Here is a 14,527-nt window from a genome sequence, read left to right on the forward strand (position 1 = left end):
GTTGTGAGACGGATTCTTTTTATAGGTTAAATATAAATAGGTTGGTTGAAAAAAGCAAAACTGCTTTAATCCTATAGATATTTTGCAAAATTAGTTTATATTACTAACTTAAAAAATACTCATTTAATGGTATTTTATTAATCTTTTACTTGTAAGCATATGAAAAAAGCAAATCAAAAATCTATAACTGAATATGCAAGTATTGTAAAAAAATTATGGAGTGAAAATACAGATAGTAGAACCTTTAACGAAAAAGATGAGAGTTTTCAATCGATTAATGATTATTTACAAACTTTAGGAAGCCTTGCGCTTGGCGAATCTTTCATGTATTTTATCAATCCTAATTCTGCAACATTCGAATATGTATCTCCTCAATGCGAGGATATTTTAGGTTATCTACCTAACGAATACACTGCAGAATTATGCGTAGAGATCGTACATCCAGATGATTTGCAACATGTAATTGATATTCAGCAACGAATTGCAAATTTCAGTTTGGAAATTGTTCCAGAAGAAAGAATCAATTATAAATTTACGTATGATTTTCGTGTGATGGATAAAAAAGGCGAAATTCATCAAATTCATTTGCAACATTTCTTTTACGAATTAAGTAAGAATTTTTTACCAAATCGAGTTTTTTGCTTAGCGACTGACATCACACAAATAAAGGTTGGTGGAAAACCGACCATGCATATTTACAACATCAAAGATGGATTGAATAATCTTCTTAATTCAAAAACAAATTCATCTTTACAACTTACAAAAAAAGAAACGGAGATTATCGAGTTTCTGATCAAAGGCTACACAAGTCAAGATATTGCTGATGCAATTGGCTTAAGTAAACATACTATTGATACACATCGAAGAAATATTTTGAAGAAAAACGATTGTTCTAATACATCAGAATTATTTAGTCTTTACTTCAAAAAATAGAAAAAAGCAAGCCGATAAGCCGGGTTCTGTCATCTTAATAAATCAAGATGCTTTGTCATTTATCTAGTATTTTAGTTACCTAAAACATCAATCTGCCTACCCCCCAGCAACGAACGAGTAGCTCTTAACTGCTGGTATACATGGCATTGCTCCGCATAGAGTTTACCTGGTTTCACTACAGCCGAACTGTACATACTTTCTGTTGCACTTGTCCTCGCCTCTCGACGGACGGGCGTTACCCGCTATGCTTACTCTTTGGAGCCCGGACTTTCCTCTTCACATACATGAAGCGACAAAGTGGCTTGCTGAGCGCAAATGTACGGCAAAAGTTACCGAAATAAAAAAAGGCTTGAACAAAAATGTTCAAGCCTTTCTATTATAGAAACTTAGAAATTATTCTGATTTTTCTTCTTTCGTTTTTCCTTTTACAGAAATTTTAACACCATCTTTTGCATCATTTAAATCAAGGATTAATTCATCTCCTTCACTAATTACAGCATTGATGATTTCTTCTGCCATCGGATCTTCGATGTATTTCTGAATCGCACGTTTCAACGGACGAGCTCCATAATCTTTATCAAATCCTTTGTCTGCGATAAAATTCTTCGCTTCCTCAGTTAATTCAATATGATAATTTAAAGCTGTTAAACGCTCTATTAAACTTGCCAATTCAATATCGATAATTTTCATGATATCTTCTTTTGTTAATGAATTAAAGAAGATAATATCATCAATACGATTCAAAAATTCTGGCGCGAAAGCACGTTTTAAAGCTGTTTCAATTGTTGATTTTGCGCGTTCATCAGCAGAATCTTTCTTAGATGAAGTTCCAAATCCAACACCATCTCCAAACTCTTTCAATTGTCTTGTACCAATGTTAGACGTTAAAATGATAATCGTATTACGGAAATCAACTTTACGACCTAAACTATCTGTTACATGACCATCATCCAAAATTTGTAACAAGATATTGAATACATCTGGATGCGCTTTCTCAATCTCATCTAACAAAATTACCGCATATGGTTTACGACGAACTGCTTCTGTCAATTGTCCACCTTCTTCGTAACCAACGTAGCCCGGAGGTGCTCCAACTAAGCGAGAAACGGCAAATTTCTCCATGTATTCTGACATATCGATACGAATTAACGCATCATTCGAATCAAAGATTTCTTTCGCCAAAACTTTCGCTAATTGTGTTTTACCAACACCCGTAGTTCCTAAAAAAATGAATGAACCAATTGGTTTGTTCGGATCTTTCAATCCTGCACGATTACGCTGAATTGCTTTCACAACTTTCGTTACCGCTTCATCTTGACCAATTACTTTTCCTTTCATTAACTCATTCATCTGAGCCAATTTTTTCAATTCTTTTTCAGCTACACGATGTACAGGAACGCCAGACATCAACGAAACAACTTCCGCTACATTTTCTTCTGTAACTGTTTCACGATTCTCTTTCGATTCTTGTACCCATTTTGCTTGCTCACGTTTCAAATCACTTTCTATTTGTTTCTCTGAATCACGTAAACGAGCAGCTTCTTCGTATTTTTGAGATTTTACAACTTTCGTTTTCTCTTCGCGAACTTCTTCTAATTTTGCTTCAAGATCTAAAATTTCTTGAGGAACTTTTATATTCTTGATATGCACGCGAGAACCCGCTTCATCTAAAGCATCAATCGCTTTATCTGGCAAGAAACGATCTGTAATATAACGTGTTGTCAAATTTACACAAGCTTGCAACGCTTCATCTGTATAATTTACATTATGATGCGCTTCATACTTATCTTTGATATTATGTAAAATCTGTAATGTTTCTTCTGGAGTTGTTGGTTCAACCATCACATTTTGAAAACGACGAACTAATGCACCATCTTTTTCAATATATTGACGATATTCGTCCAACGTTGTTGCTCCAATACATTGTAATTCACCACGCGCCAAAGCAGGTTTGAACATGTTAGAAGCGTCTAAAGAACCCGTAGCTCCTCCTGCTCCAACAATTGTATGTAACTCATCAATGAAAAGAATAATATCATCATTTTTCTCTAATTCATTCATGATTGCTTTCATACGCTCTTCAAATTGTCCACGATATTTAGTTCCAGCAACTAATGATGCTAAATCTAATGTTACCACACGTTTGTTAAACAATACGCGCGAAACTTTACGTTGTACAATTCTTAAGGCTAAACCTTCTGCAATTGCAGATTTACCAACACCTGGTTCTCCAATTAACAATGGATTGTTCTTTTTACGACGAGAAAGAATTTGAGAAACACGCTCTATTTCTTTTTCGCGTCCAACCACAGGATCCAATTTTCCTTCTTGCGCAATCGCTGTTAAATCACGTCCAAAATTATCTAAAACTGGTGTTTTACTTTTTGAAGTTGATTTACTTGTTGACGCACGCTCAAAATCGTTATCAGAATCTCCTCCATCAAAAGATGGATTTTCTGCACGAGGAGATTGAATTTCCTCATCTTGAAATTGAAATTTGAATTCTTCCTTTACTGTATTGTAATCAATATCCAACTTATTCATCAATTTTGTAATCGGATCGTTTTCATTACGAAGAATACATAATAATAAGTGAATTGTATTTACAGTCGGACTTTTAAACAATTTAGCCTCTAAGAATGTTGTTTTCAAAGCTCTTTCAGCTTGTTTTGTCAAACTCAAATTTTTTATATTATTACCTGGATTTTCTTTTGCTGGGTTTAGGTTTTCTATTTTTTGACGCATTTCATCTAAATCAACATTCAATGCTTCTAAGACAGAAATGGCTTTCCCTTCACCGTCGCGAATAATCCCCAACAGAAGGTGTTCCGTTCCTATTTGGTCGTGGCCTAATCTCAACGCTTCTTCCTTACTATAAGAAATAACGTCTTTTACTTGTTGTGAGAAATTATCGTTCATTTTATTATTTAAGCTGTCTTTAACAAATATAATTATTCTGATAGATTATAGCATAAATTATGCCTATGTCCGAAATGATTTGATGATTCCTTAAAATAACGAATTATTGTCTATTAATTTCAAAATAGCTGACAATATTTCATATCAATTCTTAAAGAATTCATAATAATTTGAGAAATAGATGTCGTTGCTAAAAAATCGTACAAATCGCCTTTATTCATTTTCAAATCATCGTGAAGTTCTAAAATTTCTTCGGAATTCAACTCATTATTTTGGTGAAAAATTTCATCAATTTCATTTCTTCTTTCAGGACTGTACAATGTCGACGAACACCATGACACAATTTTTTCTTGCGAAACATCTTTTACACTCAGTTTATTTTCATTCCAAAACAAAAGGTAAGCATTTTTAGTTGTTCTTTCAAAAACAAAAATTGTAAAAGGTGCGATTTCTGACAAATTTTCCGAATCAATAAACTCATTTACAGAATTATATTTCAATAAATCTAATAAGATAATTCCTCTACTTTCTCTGTATTTCTCTTTGAAATGCGTTGGTTTTTCTATTCCTCCATTCAAAATACACGCAACATATTGTTCCGAATAAAAAATCCAAGTTCCATTCGCACGCTCATCTACAGGCGAAAAATAGGTTTTATCAAAACGTTTTTGTTCAACAATTTCTTTGGAAGAAGAACGATTAATTTCCTCATCTCGGTTGTGCGTCAGCACAAATTCATCCTCATTTCTGTAAAAACTGATTATACACATCTCATTTTTCAATTTAGTTCAAATGTAAAAATTTATCTTTGCAAAGAATTATGAGTATTCAGAAAACTATAGCGCATTCTTTTGATGAAATGAAATCCATTCTTTTGCAATTTGACGATCTGTCTTTTCAAAAGGAATTAGAAATCATTTCTGATGCTTCTGTTGGTCAACATTTTCGCCATATTATAGAGTTTTATTCGTGCTTTTTACACGCACGAAAAAACAATTGCATTTGTTATGATGATAGAGAGCGAAATCGTGCTTTAGAAAATTCGGTTGTTGAAAGTTTGAATACGCTGAATCATCTAAAATCACAAATAGAACGTTTAGATTTAGAAAAAACAATTCAGCTAAAACAGAATTATTACGGAGAGAATTTCACAATTAATACCACAAATTATCGCGAATTAATGTATTGTTTTGATCATAGCATTCATCATTTTGCGTTGATTAAAATTGCGATCGAAACTCATTTTTCAACGATTAAAATTCCACAAAATTTTGGAATTGCATCTTCTACAATTGCTTTTCAAAATCAAGAAAAATGAATCCGAAAATAACAAAATGGACACGATACGAATTTTGGCCATTCTGGTTATTTTATGCGCCATTGACACCTTGGTACATTTATAAAATCTTTCAAACAGGCGCTCCAGCTTACTTTTGCTCGGCAAATCCTACAATGAAATGGGGCGGATTTATTGATTATTCTAAAATTGATTTACTCAATCAAATTGATAAAAATTATAAGCCAAAAACCATTTTTTTTGATGAATTTACAACACAAGAAATTCCGTTTAATTTTCCCTTTATTGCAAAACCAAATCTTGGTGAACGTGGAATTGGTGTAGAATTAATCAGAAATGAAATTGATTGGAAAAATTATTTAGAGCAAAATAATCGAGATTTAATTTTACAAGAATATATTCAATCAAACTTTGAGTTTGGTGTTTTCTATGTTAGATTACCAAAAGAAAAAAATGGTAAAATACTGTCGATAACAGCAAAAGATTTTTTGACGTTTACGGGTGATGGAAAATCAACTTTGAAAGAATTAATCGAACAAAATTTAAGAGCTTTTTACCGAAAAGATTATTTGTTTAAACGTTTACAAAACGAACTAAATTCAGTTCTTCAAAAAGATGAAAAATTATTGGTTGAACCAATAGGAAATCATAGTCGAGGAACAACTTTTTTAGATGGATCTTCTCTAAAAACGTCTAAATTAGAAGAAACTATAGATCAAATCGCACAAAAAATTGATGGTTTTTATTATGGTCGTATCGATTTGAAAGCAAAAAGTTTAGAAGATTTTCAGAACGGAAATTTTGTCATACTTGAAATTAATGGTGCAAATTCTGAAGCAACTCATATTTATGATCCGAATTTTAATTTGATAAAAGCTTATAAGGAAGTGATTAAGCATTTGAATTACCAACATAAAATTGCTGTTCAAAATCATCAATTAGGCGTGAAATGGACAGATTGGAAATTGCTTGCGAGAGAATTAATAAAACGCTATTAAACTTAATTTGACCAAAATTGGCAGATTTTCTGGAAAGGAATAAAGATTGAATGATGTTTTCAAAACCAATTTTATGAGTTATCCTTTTCCGAAGAAAACTATTATAATTCCTCTGCTACTGCTTATACCAATGTGGATTATCTTTTTGTTCCAACAAAACGGATACAATTTAAACGGTTGTTACGGCGTTATTCCGAGAACTTTCGTAGGATTGAAAGGAATTCTGCTCTCACCTTTATTTCATTCGGGTTGGAAACACATTATCAGTAATACCTTTCCGTTAGCATTTCTTAGCTTTATCGCACTATTGATGTACGATAGATTAGCTTATTATGTTATTTTTTTTGGTTGGATTTTATCAGGAATTATTCTTTGGATGATTGGAAATCCTCCTTTTTTAGATGATAATGTAAGTTGCCATATCGGAGCAAGTTCTATCGTTTATTTATTGGCTTCGTTCATATTTTTCAGTGGAATTATTAGAAAAGAACGCGGTTTAATGGCGATTTCATTAATCATTATTTTATTATACGGCGGAATGATTTGGGGAATGGTTCCTCAAGAAATTTTACCACAATTAAAAACAGATACAAGTAGTAATTCTATTTCTTGGGAAGGACATTTAAGTGGATTTATTTCGGGTGCATTTTTTGCTTATTTGTTTAGAAATATTGGTCCACAAAAAGAAGTTCCGAAATGGGATCAAGAAAATTATTATGATCCACAAGCCGAGCGTTTATGGGATATTTACCAAGAACAAGAACGTTTGAAAGCAGAATATCTTGAATCTTTGGATGAGAAAGATGATAAAAATATTGAACCAAATTATCAAACAAAAACCCCTGAAAATTAATTTTCAGGGGTTTTTATTTTTTCAAATTCTTCTTAGAAAGGCATTCCAGGAATGTTTGGTAAATTTTCTTGAGCTGTTTTTTTCGCTCTGTCAATTGCTTCTGTTTTTACTTGTTCCAACGCTTTGTTTAACGTCATCACTAACAAATCTTCAATTTCTTCTTTTTCCATTCCTTCAGCAAGTTCAATATCTTTTACTGTTGCCAATTTAGACATTGTAATTTTTACTTTTCCATCGTTAGAAGTCGTTGTAAATATTTCTCCATCTAATTCATTTTTCAAATCAGAAAATTTATCTTTAAATGAATTGATTTTTCCCATCATTCCCATGATGTCTCCAAAATTTCCAAACATTTGTCTTTATCTTTAATAATTAGTTATTCGTGTAGTTTTTTCCACAATAAATCTTTCAATTCTGTGATTCCTTTTCCAGAAACAGACGAAATAAATATCGTATCAATATCAGTTGGTAATTGTGCTTTAATCTCAGCTTCCAATTCATCATCTAACATATCTGACTTAGAAATAGCTAAAATTCGTTCTTTATCTAACAATTCAGGATTGAATTTTTTCAATTCATTCAACAGAATTTCATATTCTTTTTTATAATCTTCTGTATCGGCAGGAATTAAAAATAATAAATTAGAGTTACGCTCAATATGACGCAAGAAACGATGTCCAAGACCTTTTCCTTCTGCCGCACCTTCGATAATTCCAGGAATATCTGCCATAATAAATGACTGATGATTACGGTATTCTACAATTCCCAAGTTAGGTGTTAACGTTGTAAATGCGTAATCTGCAATTTTTGGTTTAGCAGCCGAAACAGCTGATAATAAAGTAGATTTTCCTGCATTTGGAAAACCAACTAAACCAACATCTGCCAAAATTTTCAACTCCAATGTAACTTGACGCTCGTCACCATCCAAACCTGGCTGTGCATAACGAGGCGTTTGACGCGTTGCAGAACGGAAATGCCAGTTTCCTAAACCTCCTTTTCCTCCTTGTGCAATAATTAATTCTTGCCCATTTTCTGTTACTTCGCCAATAATATTTCCTTCTTCATCTTTGGCAATTGTTCCGATCGGAACTTCCAAAATAATATCTTCACCGTCAGCTCCAGTAGAACGAGATTTACCTCCACGTCCACCGTTTTGCGCACGGAAATGTTTTTTGAATCGAAATTCTAACAAAGTCCAAAGATTTGAGTTTCCTAGAAGCGTGATGTTCCCTCCACGTCCACCATCTCCACCGTCTGGTCCACCTTTGTCAATATATTTTTCGCGATGCAAACTTGCTGAACCCGCACCTCCATGTCCGGCTCTACAATTTATTTTTACGTAGTCAACAAAATTTGATTGCATAATTTTTTTCTTTTAATTAGTCTGCAAAAGTACGATTTCTAATTTGTTTATTAAAATCTAATTCATAAGTTTCAAAATATTGTAAAACTGATGAATAGTAGGCAAATTATTTATCAGATATGATTAATTTTGCAGCATGTACAAACAATTCAAAAACATTTTATTTCAATTACAGCCCGAAGATGCGCATCATTTTGTTACGCGAAATCTAAAAAATTATGCTGCATTTCCTGGAGTTGGAAAATTATTAGATAAATTTTATCAATACAATCATCCAAGTTTAGAACGAGAAGTTTTTGGAATTAAATTCAAAAATCCAATTGGTTTAGCTGCAGGTTTTGATAAAAATGCTGAATATATTGAAGAATTGAACCACTTCGGATTTGGCTTCATCGAAATTGGAACCGTTACACCAAAACCTCAACCAGGGAATGATGCGCCACGTATGTTTCGTTTGGTAGAAGATGAAGCGATTATCAACCGAATGGGATTTAATAACAAAGGTGTTGATTTTGCTGTTTCGAAAATTAGAGAATTAAAAAATCGTGAAAACTATATTATTGGCGGAAATATTGGTAAAAACAAATTAACGACAAACGAAGATGCTGTTGATGATTATATCAAATGTTTCAATGCATTGTTTGATTATGTAGATTATTTTGTAGTTAACGTGAGTTCTCCAAACACGCCTGGATTACGTGATTTGCAAGAAAAAGAACCTTTATTGTACATTCTGAATTATTTGCAACAATATAATAATCAAAACGAAAAACCGAAACCAATTTTACTGAAAATCGCACCAGATTTGACAGATTCGCAATTAGACGATATTATAGATATTGTATTAGAATCTAAAATTGCAGGAGTGATTGCGACAAATACGACAATTTCGAGAGAAGGATTAAAATCTGATCCAGAAATTGTAAAAGAAACTGGTGGAGTTTCGGGAAAACCACTTAAAAATCGTTCAACAGAAGTGATTCGTTATCTTTCTGAAAAATCGAACAAAGCATTTCCTATCATTGGAGTTGGCGGAATTCATACAGCCGAAGATGCTAAAGAAAAACTGGAAGCTGGTGCAAGTTTGTTACAAGTTTATACAGGTTTTATTTATGAAGGTCCTGCTGTTGTAAAAAACATTTGTAAAGGCTTGGTTGAAGGAAAATAGAAAAGTCATTCTGATGTCGGTTCTTCATTTCACAAAAAGCTACATTCAGAAATGATAATAATAAAAAAATGCTCCTTTAATTAAAAGGAGCATTTTTAGTATTATGTAAAAGTTGTTCTTATAAAACTTCTTTAATTGCTGCGTTCAATTTTTCGGTAATATCTTCAATAGAACCTACTCCATCAATCTCAACCCATTTTCCTTGCGCTTTGTAGTGCTCTGCTACAATTGCAGTTTTCTCGTAATATTCTGTAATACGATCACGGATAATTTTTTCGTCCACATCATCAGCACGACCAGAAGTTTTTCCGCGTTCTAATAAACGTTGAACCAAAATTTCGTCATCCACAACTAATGCTAATGTAATCGAAACTTCGCTTTCGTATTTATCTGCTAAGATTTTATCTAAAGCTTCTGCTTGAGATGTTGTACGTGGATATCCATCAAAAATGTATCCTTGCGCATTTGGATTGTTATCTAAATGATCAACCAACATATTTGTTGTTACCTCATCTGGAACTAATTGTCCCTTGTCCATGTAAGATTTCACAAGAGCGCCTAATTCTGTTTCATTTTTAAGGTTGAAACGAAATAAGTCTCCAGTAGAAATTTGAGGAGTTTGGTACTTTTCTTCTAAAAATTTAGCTTGTGTTCCTTTACCACTGCCAGGAGGTCCGAACAATACAATGTTTAGCATTTTGTTTTAATGTTTTATTTGATAAATATCTGGTAAATTTCTTCCTAATCCGTCAAAATCTAATCCATAACCTACTACAAATTTATCAGGAATAGAAATTCCTACTAAATCTACTTTTAAATCTTTTTTGTAAGCATCTGGCTTAAATAATAAAGTTGCTACTTTTAATGATTTTACCTTTTTCTCTTTCAAGATTCGGTGCAACTCTACTAACGTATTACCTGTATCTACAATATCTTCTAAAATAATTACGTGACGTCCTTCAACATTCATCGGAATATCCATCTCAATAGTAATTTTCCCTGTTGATTCTGTTCCTTCGTAAGATTTTAATTTCAAGAACGAAATCTCACATTCTCCTTGATATTGTTTTAAGAAATCGCTGAAGAACATTACAACTCCGTTTAATACACCAACAAAAATCGGTCTTTCGTCTTTGTATTCTTCGTAAACTTCGTTTGCCATATTTTTGATGGCGTGTTCTATTTCTTCAAAAGCGATGTACGGAATAAATTTTTTACCGTGAATTTCTATTTCTTTCATTGTTTGAGATATTCAAATATATACTTTTTTTGATAAAGTTTAAAACATTTATCTATTTTATTAGATTGTCATTGAGAAAATGCGTGTTTCTGGCTCGTTATCTATCATTCTCTTATCGAATGTCATACACACATTTCGAACGTATGGACGTCCTTCTTCTTTTACGATCAAACCATTTTCTACAAATTCAATCAAATTATCGTCAACCATATCTTGTAACATAGTTTTGATACGATCTACATCATCAAATTTCATGTTATCATCAGCCCAAGAAGTTTCTAAATTACACATTAAATTTAGAATATGACGACGCATAATCAAATCTTCTTCTGATAATATATGTCCTTTGAAAACGGATAATTCTCCGTTATTGATTGATTTTTCGTACTCTTCTACTGTCTTCTCGTTTTGTGCAAAACTATACCAAGAATCACTGATAGAAGAAACTCCTAAACCAACCATTAATTGTGTTTTCGAAGAAGAATATCCCATAAAATTACGATGTAATGTATGGTTTTTCATCGATTGATACATCGAGTCTTGTTCTAAGGCAAAATGATCCATTCCAACTTCGAAATAGTTCATTTCCTCGAACATTTTCTTTCCTTCTTCATATAATGCACGTTTCAATTCTGGTGAAGGCAAATCATCGTCCTGAAAACCACGTTGTCCAACACCTTTTATCCACGGCACATGCGCATAACTGTAAAACGAAATACGATCTGGATTTAATTCTTTTGTCAAATTAATCGTTTCCATCATTCCTTCCATTGTTTGATGTGGAAGACCAAAAATCAAATCGTGAGAAATCGATGTAAAACCAATTTCGCGCGCTTCTTCGGTTGCTCTTTTCACATTCTCGAAAGGTTGAACACGATTGATCGCTTCCTGAACTTTCAGATCATAATCTTGTACACCATACGAAATACGTCTAAAACCTAAATCGTATAAAGCCTGTAAATGTTCTCTTGTTGTGTTATTTGGATGACCTTCTAAACTAAATTCGTGTCCTTCAGCTACATCCGCATATTCAAAAATACCATCAATTAATTTCTTCAAATTTTCTGGAGAAAAAAACGTTGGTGTTCCTCCTCCTAAATGAATTTCTTTAATTTTTGGTCGAGATGAAAATAAATCCACATATAATCTCCATTCTTTCAAAACTGTATCAATATACGGAACTTCTACCGAATGTTGTTTCGTAATACGTTTGTTACATGCACAAAACGTACACAACGACTCGCAATAAGGTAAATGAATATAAATTGATATTCCTTCTTCTACATTACTTTCATCGAAAGATCGTTGAAAAGTTTCAATCCAACCTTGTTTAGTAAAATCATCATTGTCCCAAAACGGAACAGTTGGATAACTTGTGTAACGAGGTCCTGGAATATTATATTTCTGAATTAAATTATCCATTATCTAAAAAAATTAAAAATACTTAATCAACTTGACTAAGTATTATTTAATAAATTTTCTTTAAAAATTATTTTTATAGAATTGCCTGACGAACTCTAACTAATTTAGTTAATAAGTCTTCTAACAAATCTAATTGTAACATGTTTGCACCGTCACTTTTTGCATTTTTAGGATCTGGATGCGTTTCGATAAAAATACCATCAGCACCAACAGCAATTCCAGCTTTAGCAATCGTTTCGATTAATTCTGGCTTTCCTCCTGTTACACCTGAAGCCTGATTTGGTTGTTGTAAAGAATGTGTGATATCTAAAATAACTGGTGCATAATTTTGCATCACAGGAATTCCACGATAATCTACCACTAAATCTCCGTAACCTAACATTGTTCCACGCTCGATAATTGCTACATTATTATTACCAGAATCTGTTACTTTTTCTACAGGAAATTTCATTGCTTCTGGCGAAAGAAATTGACCTTTTTTCAACGTAACATGTTTTCCAGTTTGTGCAGCTGCAACCACTAAATCGGTTTGACGAACCAAGAAAGCAGGAATTTGTAGCACATCTACATAAGCCGCCGCCATTTCTGCATGAAAAGGTTCGTGAATATCTGTAGTTGTTGGAACATCAAAAGTTTCTCCAACTTTTTGAATAATTTTCAATGCTTTTTCATCTCCAATCCCTGTAAAACTATCAATACGAGAACGATTTGCTTTTTTGAAAGATCCTTTAAAAACATAAGGAATCTCTAATTTATCAGTAATTGTTACTACTTTTTCAGCAATTCTCAAAGCCATATCTTCACTTTCGATGGCACATGGACCAGCAAGTAAAAAGAAGTTTGGCGAATCTTTGTGTTTTATCTTTGATAAAGTTTCTATCATTGTGCAAATTTACACAAAGTTATCGACTTATTTTTCATAATTTTGCCTATACTTTATCATTCTTATTTATCGTTTTATGGATTTTTTATCTAACATTGGTATAGCTGATATTTTTGGCTATCTTGCTTCAGTCTTTATTGTACTAGCATTCTTTTTTTCGAAGATTACAATTATCCGCATTATCAATGCAATTGGTTGTGTATGTTTTGTAATTTATGCTGCTATGATCGAGGCTTGGCCAGTCCTTATTCCAAATGCGATTTTATTTTTAGTTCAGGCGTATTATATCATCTTCAAACCTGGAAAATAATCTTCAAAAACCATAAAATTGAAAATCCTATCTGCTGTACTAAATAATATTGAAACGGATCAAAGATTAGATAAAGTTTGCCATTCTTTGTTAAAATTTGGATACGATGTAGAATTGATTGGCGCGACTATAAACGGTAGACCGAAATTGAATAAACCGTACAAGACATTTTTGATGGAACAAAAGAATCAATCAACAATGAAAAAGTATGCTGAATTCAATTACAAATTATTTTTCACTTTACTTAAAAAAGCGGATAAACAAACTATTTTACTAGCGAATGATTTAGATAGCTTACTTCCTTTTTATTTGGTAAGTAAAATCAAAAAAATTCCTTTAGTTTTTGATAGTCACGAAATTTATTCAGAATTGCCATCATTACACAATCGTCCTAAAACAAAAAAAGTTTGGAAAACTTTAGAACGTTCTCTTGTTCCAAAAATCAAGTATTTTTATACCGTAAGTGATGGATATGCCAATTGGTTTCGCAAGGAATATGGTGCTAATCCGGCTGTGATTAGAAATGTTCCCAACCGAACAAAACTTAACGATAAACAAGATTTAATTTTCTTTCGCTTACCCGAAAATCCAACAAACGATAAAATATTATTGTATCAAGGCGCAATTAACATGAGTCGAGGAATTGACAGAATGATTGAAGCGTTCAAACACATTGATAATTGTCAATTTTGGATTGCTGGCGAAGGGCCTAAAAAAACTGAATACGAACAATTGGTAAAAGATTTAGACTTAACTAATCGCATTCATTTTTTAGGAAATATTCCCCCAAAAACTTTAAAAACTATAACACCTTTAGCTGATGTAGGAATGAGTATGGAAGAAGATTTAGGATTAAGCTATCGCTACGCTCTACCGAATAAATTATTTGACTTTATTCAAGCTAGAGTACCAATTTTAGCAACAAATTTACCAGAAATAAAAAAAATAGTCGAAGAGTATAAAGTTGGAAAAGTGATTGACAACCACTATCCAAAACATTTGGCTGAAAAACTACAAGAAATCTTAGACGAAGGAAAAAGAAGTTACCAAGAAAATCTTGCAAATGCTGCAAACGAACTTTGTTGGGAAAATGAAGAATTGAAATTGAAGGAGATTTTTGAAAAAATAAAAAAGTAGATTA

Annotated in this window: 15 protein-coding genes and 1 other RNA gene; 7 read left to right on the forward strand and 9 right to left on the reverse strand. The window is 32.5% G+C overall.

From position 1 onward, the window contains the following. Positions 1-159 precede the first annotated feature (159 nt). Positions 160-933: a LuxR C-terminal-related transcriptional regulator gene (locus B4J88_RS10280; RefSeq protein ID WP_291067566.1), complete on the forward strand. Its 774-nt coding sequence runs from the start codon at positions 160-162 to the stop codon at positions 931-933. On the opposite strand, the gene rnpB is transcribed toward B4J88_RS10280, so the two are convergent. From rnpB to B4J88_RS10295, 3 genes are all read right to left on the reverse strand, one after another. Then, positions 933-1,242: RNase P RNA component class A (rnpB, locus tag B4J88_RS10285), an RNA gene on the reverse strand. The two genes, B4J88_RS10280 and rnpB, sit on opposite strands and share 1 nt — an antisense overlap. Before the next feature lie 84 nt (positions 1,243-1,326). Further along, a complete protein-coding gene (locus tag B4J88_RS10290; protein ID WP_291067568.1) occupies positions 1,327-3,852 on the reverse strand; it encodes an ATP-dependent Clp protease ATP-binding subunit in 2,526 nt (841 codons plus the stop codon). A gap of 119 nt (positions 3,853-3,971) precedes the next feature. After that, entirely contained in the window at positions 3,972-4,622 is a 651-nt protein-coding gene (locus tag B4J88_RS10295; protein ID WP_291067569.1) for an NRDE family protein, read from the reverse strand. Positions 4,623-4,672: 50 nt separating this feature from the next. Between B4J88_RS10295 and B4J88_RS10300 the strand changes: the two genes are divergently transcribed. From B4J88_RS10300 to B4J88_RS10310, 3 genes are all read left to right on the forward strand, one after another. After that, positions 4,673-5,170, forward strand: coding sequence for a hypothetical protein (locus tag B4J88_RS10300; protein WP_291067571.1), 498 nt, complete (start codon positions 4,673-4,675; stop codon positions 5,168-5,170). Then, positions 5,167-6,147, forward strand: coding sequence for a hypothetical protein (locus B4J88_RS10305; protein WP_125350526.1), 981 nt, complete (start codon positions 5,167-5,169; stop codon positions 6,145-6,147). The genes B4J88_RS10300 and B4J88_RS10305 overlap by 4 nt, the downstream gene beginning before the upstream one ends. Before the next feature lie 73 nt (positions 6,148-6,220). Further along, on the forward strand, positions 6,221-7,000 hold the full coding sequence (locus tag B4J88_RS10310) for a rhomboid family intramembrane serine protease (protein ID WP_260392035.1): 780 nt from the start codon (positions 6,221-6,223) through the stop codon (positions 6,998-7,000). A gap of 32 nt (positions 7,001-7,032) precedes the next feature. Here B4J88_RS10310 and B4J88_RS10315 read toward each other — a convergent pair whose 3' ends face one another. Next, positions 7,033-7,353 carry a YbaB/EbfC family nucleoid-associated protein gene (locus B4J88_RS10315; protein ID WP_038333099.1) on the reverse strand — a complete coding sequence of 107 codons (321 nt, stop codon included), beginning with the start codon at positions 7,351-7,353 and terminating at the stop codon, positions 7,033-7,035. A gap of 23 nt (positions 7,354-7,376) precedes the next feature. Beyond that, complete coding sequence (obgE, locus tag B4J88_RS10320) at positions 7,377-8,363, reverse strand: GTPase ObgE (RefSeq protein ID WP_291067574.1); 987 nt, start codon at positions 8,361-8,363, stop codon at positions 7,377-7,379. Between the two features lie 136 nt (positions 8,364-8,499). Between obgE and B4J88_RS10325 the strand changes: the two genes are divergently transcribed. Further along, positions 8,500-9,531 (forward strand): quinone-dependent dihydroorotate dehydrogenase, encoded by a 1,032-nt coding sequence (locus B4J88_RS10325; protein ID WP_291067576.1) that lies wholly within the window; start codon positions 8,500-8,502, stop codon positions 9,529-9,531. 118 nt (positions 9,532-9,649) lie between these two features. Here the strand turns inward: B4J88_RS10325 and B4J88_RS10330 are convergent, their stop codons facing one another. The 4 genes from B4J88_RS10330 to kdsA form a co-directional block, all read right to left on the reverse strand. After that, complete coding sequence (locus B4J88_RS10330) at positions 9,650-10,228, reverse strand: adenylate kinase (RefSeq protein ID WP_125350758.1); 579 nt, start codon at positions 10,226-10,228, stop codon at positions 9,650-9,652. 6 nt (positions 10,229-10,234) lie between these two features. Beyond that, complete coding sequence (hpt, locus tag B4J88_RS10335; protein WP_038333090.1) at positions 10,235-10,771, reverse strand: hypoxanthine phosphoribosyltransferase; 537 nt, start codon at positions 10,769-10,771, stop codon at positions 10,235-10,237. 60 nt (positions 10,772-10,831) lie between these two features. After that, positions 10,832-12,193 carry an oxygen-independent coproporphyrinogen III oxidase gene (hemN, locus tag B4J88_RS10340; protein WP_115001634.1) on the reverse strand — a complete coding sequence of 454 codons (1,362 nt, stop codon included), beginning with the start codon at positions 12,191-12,193 and terminating at the stop codon, positions 10,832-10,834. A gap of 73 nt (positions 12,194-12,266) precedes the next feature. Further along, positions 12,267-13,076 carry a 3-deoxy-8-phosphooctulonate synthase gene (kdsA, locus tag B4J88_RS10345; protein WP_115001635.1) on the reverse strand — a complete coding sequence of 270 codons (810 nt, stop codon included), beginning with the start codon at positions 13,074-13,076 and terminating at the stop codon, positions 12,267-12,269. 76 nt (positions 13,077-13,152) lie between these two features. Here kdsA and B4J88_RS10350 point away from each other — a divergent pair, with 76 nt between their 5' ends. Further along, positions 13,153-13,386: a uroporphyrinogen decarboxylase gene (locus tag B4J88_RS10350; protein WP_115001637.1), complete on the forward strand. Its 234-nt coding sequence runs from the start codon at positions 13,153-13,155 to the stop codon at positions 13,384-13,386. A gap of 18 nt (positions 13,387-13,404) precedes the next feature. Further along, entirely contained in the window at positions 13,405-14,523 is a 1,119-nt protein-coding gene (locus B4J88_RS10355) for a glycosyltransferase (protein WP_115001639.1), read from the forward strand. Positions 14,524-14,527: the final 4 nt, after the last annotated feature.

Origin of the sequence: Empedobacter sp. UBA5036 (assembly GCF_002415215.1) — a bacterium.
GTDB lineage: Bacteria > Bacteroidota > Bacteroidia > Flavobacteriales > Weeksellaceae > Empedobacter > Empedobacter falsenii_B.

Excerpts from the sequence above, each read along its gene's own strand:
- obgE (WP_291067574.1), bottom strand. The coding sequence starts at position 8,363 with ATGCAATCAAATTTTGTTGACTACGTAAAAATAAATTGTAGAGCCGGA.
- B4J88_RS10295 (WP_291067569.1), bottom strand. The coding sequence starts at position 4,622 with ATGTGTATAATCAGTTTTTACAGAAATGAGGATGAATTTGTGCTGACG.
- B4J88_RS10315 (WP_038333099.1), bottom strand. The coding sequence starts at position 7,353 with ATGTTTGGAAATTTTGGAGACATCATGGGAATGATGGGAAAAATCAAT.
- hpt (WP_038333090.1), bottom strand. The coding sequence starts at position 10,771 with ATGAAAGAAATAGAAATTCACGGTAAAAAATTTATTCCGTACATCGCT.
- B4J88_RS10290 (WP_291067568.1), bottom strand. The coding sequence starts at position 3,852 with ATGAACGATAATTTCTCACAACAAGTAAAAGACGTTATTTCTTATAGT.
- B4J88_RS10305 (WP_125350526.1), top strand. The coding sequence starts at position 5,167 with ATGAATCCGAAAATAACAAAATGGACACGATACGAATTTTGGCCATTC.
- B4J88_RS10325 (WP_291067576.1), top strand. The coding sequence starts at position 8,500 with ATGTACAAACAATTCAAAAACATTTTATTTCAATTACAGCCCGAAGAT.
- hemN (WP_115001634.1), bottom strand. The coding sequence starts at position 12,193 with ATGGATAATTTAATTCAGAAATATAATATTCCAGGACCTCGTTACACA.
- B4J88_RS10330 (WP_125350758.1), bottom strand. The coding sequence starts at position 10,228 with ATGCTAAACATTGTATTGTTCGGACCTCCTGGCAGTGGTAAAGGAACA.
- B4J88_RS10300 (WP_291067571.1), top strand. The coding sequence starts at position 4,673 with ATGAGTATTCAGAAAACTATAGCGCATTCTTTTGATGAAATGAAATCC.
- kdsA (WP_115001635.1), bottom strand. The coding sequence starts at position 13,076 with ATGATAGAAACTTTATCAAAGATAAAACACAAAGATTCGCCAAACTTC.
- B4J88_RS10280 (WP_291067566.1), top strand. The coding sequence starts at position 160 with ATGAAAAAAGCAAATCAAAAATCTATAACTGAATATGCAAGTATTGTA.
- B4J88_RS10310 (WP_260392035.1), top strand. The coding sequence starts at position 6,221 with ATGAGTTATCCTTTTCCGAAGAAAACTATTATAATTCCTCTGCTACTG.
- B4J88_RS10350 (WP_115001637.1), top strand. The coding sequence starts at position 13,153 with ATGGATTTTTTATCTAACATTGGTATAGCTGATATTTTTGGCTATCTT.